Source organism: Myxacorys chilensis (assembly GCF_059505265.1).
This window is the reverse complement of sequence record NZ_JCACKG010000212.1, coordinates 1-3,073: the sequence shown is the minus strand read 5'-3', so window position 1 is coordinate 3,073 and position 3,073 is coordinate 1. Positions and strand designations below refer to the sequence as shown.

Genomic DNA, 3,073 nt, shown 5'->3' with positions numbered 1-3,073 from the left:
ACTTCTCTATTCTCTCTCGCTCTTTTTTCTACATCCTTCCCTAAATGGCACTACCCAACGTGTTGTATGTGGTAGCCGCAATGAAGCGGATATCCAAGCGATCGCGGCTGCACTCCAAGCTGGACGACTAACATTGGTAACTGGGGATGGGGAGATCGGAGTCAGTGGGAATGCCGCCAATGCTATTCTCGTCACGGGTAGCAACAATATAATTGTCCAAGACGAGGTCGCTGAATCTCTTCAGGCAATTCTGGAACGGTTTAGCCCGCATCCACCAAAAGTAATCGCTTCAGTTGATGAGTTGGTGAAACAGGTACGAGCACGCCTGCACGATGACATCCAGCTCTTACATGGAACGATGCCACTTTGGATTGTGGATCATTGCATACCACTGGGTGAGTTGTTTGTGGATGTGAATATTCTGGAAGAGTTGAGCAGCAGCCATCGAGCGGAACTGGATGACTTGTGGCAGGACTTCACAACCGGAATGCAGGGGTATTCCAGCTATCGAAGTTTGGATCGGATTAGTCTAGGCAAAGAGCGTCAACGAGTGTCGGGGTTGGAGGTGCTGGGAAAGAATACGAACCTGATGGTGGTGGGTAAACCAGGTTCAGGCAAAACGACCTATTTGCAGCGAGTGGTGACAAAGTGTAGTGCGGGGAATTTGCAAGCTCACAGAATTCCGACATTGATTAAGCTGCGAGAGTTTGTAGAGGATGGACGATCGCTCTCCTATTCCCTAGAAAGGTATCTGGAGCGATGCTGGCAACTATCAACCGCCGAAACACAATTAGTGCTGAGGCAGAGACAATTGCTGGTGTTGCTGGATGGGTTGGATGAGGTAACAGGAGAAGATAGCAAAACTATTGCCAAGCAAGTCAAAGTGTTTGCTCGTACCTATCCACAGGTGCAGACAGTTGTAACCTGCCGAACACAGAGCCTTACAGGAGAAATGGATTGGAAGTCTCTGCGGTTTAGTTTTGTGGAAGTAGCAGATTTTGATGAAGCTCAAGTGCAATTGTTTGCTGAACACTAGTTCAAGACGGTGGTGGAGGATGAAGTTGCAGGGTTAGCAAAATCCCAAGAGTTTCTGGACCAGCTATTTCGAGAGGAAAACAAATCGATTCGAGAGTTGGCAATCACACCGATTTTGCTAAGTCTGACCTGTGCTGTATTTTACCGGGCAGGAAAATTTTACTCGAAACGCTCCAAGCTTTATGAGGAGGGTTTGGAATTGCTGCTGGAGCACTGGGATAAGTCGCGGCCGAGAACTGCCGAGGATTGTCAAACCCGCGCTTTGCCACCAGTTCCCATGAAGCATTCCCCAGAATCTGGGCATTTAATTCTCGTTCCCAGAACACTTCTAAGGATTGCCCTTGAGCATCATCCTCTAGACAGGACAGCGTAACCTGGGTATCTCCTGTACCCTGAGAAGAAACAACGTCTTCAACAAGGTACTGGCGAGATCTTAAGCAAACAATTTTACCTGTTTCCCGAGACAGTACAGTATTATTACGAAACAGCACAAATCCCTTCATTTTGTCGTGCTAAGTATTTTCTATTGCCTAGGATGGGTAGAATTAACCGAAAATTCATACTCATAGCTCTATTTCGTATTTCTGTTGAGTTCCTGCCTGTAGAAAAGTTTTCGAGAATTTTCAGAGCCTTGCGATCTAGCCTTCAGGTTCATTTTGATACAGTATTATTTGTTAGCTGTACGATTCAGTATCAGATCGATTGAGTAAGAGAATATAGAAGTGGTAAGCGTTGCGGAGAACTGATTACCTTCGTTGAATCTGCAACAAGCCCAACTCTCTCAAATCCTAAAGTGACTGGAATGCTAATGTCTGATTATTCATCTCAAACGCCTCCAAGCACGACCGAAGTTTTCTTCTCTTACTCGCATCGTGATGAAGACTTGATGAAAGAGTTAATCAAACATCTCAGTATTCTCAAGCGTCAGGGCGTGATCCGGGCATGGCACGATCGACAAATTACCGCAGGCACAGAATGGGAAGGACAAATCGATGAACATCTCAATTCGGCTCAAATCATCTTGCTGCTCATTAGCCCAGATTTTATGGCTTCTGACTACTGCTATGACATCGAATTGACTCGTGCAATGGAGCGGCATCAGAGCAGAACAGCCCGCGTGATTCCAGTGATTTTGCGCCCTGTCGATTGGAAAGGCGCATCATTTGGAAAGCTACAATCGCTCCCCAAAGATGCAAAGCCCATTACAAGCTGGACAAATCAAGACGAAGCGTTTCTAAATGTCGCTCAAGGCATTCGTCAAGCAATCGAGCAGATGCGCCAGTTAAACCAAGCGCAAGCCAGCAGTCAAACTTCGCTCAATCTTCAGGCAGCCATTAAGCGAATGTTATCTGGCAATCAAAATCAAGACGATCTGCAAGCGATCGCGTCTGCCATTAAGACTGGACACATTACCTTAGCAACTGGAAGTCGTTCTGTTTCGATCGGTGGGAATGCCGCAAATGCAGTGGTGATTACGGGAGACCGAAACGTGATTGTGCAAGGGGAAGTTGCAAGTTCACTGCAAAATCTGCTCGACAGCCTGAACCAAGGCGAAGCGTTGAGCCAGGCTCTTTCTAATGCAAATTCAGGTGCTGATCGATCACCCTCACAGCAACGCCACATTCAGCAAGAGATTGACAGTCTCCAGCAAATGTATGACTTGCTGAGTGAGAAACTGCAACGATTGCGAAGAGATTGGGCAATACAAGCGGGAAGTGCGATCGCGTTTCAGTTAGAAAAAGAGATCGAACAAGCAGAGGCAGAACGAGCCAAACTTGGGAAACGGCTGAGGGAATTGGAGAGATGATTCCAGACGCATATCACTCATATCACTTCTGTGATTGATGTTTAGCTAGATTGAGTCGGTCGACAACTCTTTCTCTCCACGTTCAGCAAAATTTGATACCTTAAAAACGTTCCTCCTCCTCTCTCCCCAATGCCTCCCAAGAACCCCAGCAATAGCAAAACTCCCGCTTGGGCTTTAGAGGATGTCTGAGAAGTAGAGAACTACGCTAGACGTTTGAGCATCAGGCGAATC

Annotated in this window: 3 protein-coding genes; 2 read left to right on the top strand and 1 reads right to left on the bottom strand. The window is 46.8% G+C overall.

Going from position 1 to position 3,073, the window contains the following annotated elements; genetic code table 11:
* The coding region (locus AC5JLB_RS21050; RefSeq protein WP_495875777.1) for an NACHT domain-containing protein at nt 1–1,036 on the top strand (1,036 nt) is incomplete at its 5' end.
* A 103-nt stretch (nt 1,037–1,139) separates the two neighbouring features.
* Here AC5JLB_RS21050 and AC5JLB_RS21045 read toward each other — a convergent pair.
* A complete protein-coding gene (locus AC5JLB_RS21045) occupies nt 1,140–1,526 on the bottom strand; it encodes a hypothetical protein (protein ID WP_495875776.1) in 387 nt (128 codons plus the stop codon).
* Between the two features lie 317 nt (nt 1,527–1,843).
* On the opposite strand from AC5JLB_RS21045, the gene AC5JLB_RS21040 reads away from it, so the two are divergent.
* On the top strand, nt 1,844–2,842 hold the full coding sequence (locus AC5JLB_RS21040) for a toll/interleukin-1 receptor domain-containing protein (RefSeq protein WP_495875775.1): 999 nt from the start codon (nt 1,844–1,846) through the stop codon (nt 2,840–2,842).
* Nucleotides 2,843–3,073 lie beyond the last annotated feature (231 nt).

What these genes read in the sequence shown, in the direction of transcription:
- AC5JLB_RS21040 (WP_495875775.1), top strand. Translation starts at nt 1,844, where the DNA reads ATGTCTGATTATTCATCTCAAACGCCTCCAAGCACGACCGAAGTTTTC.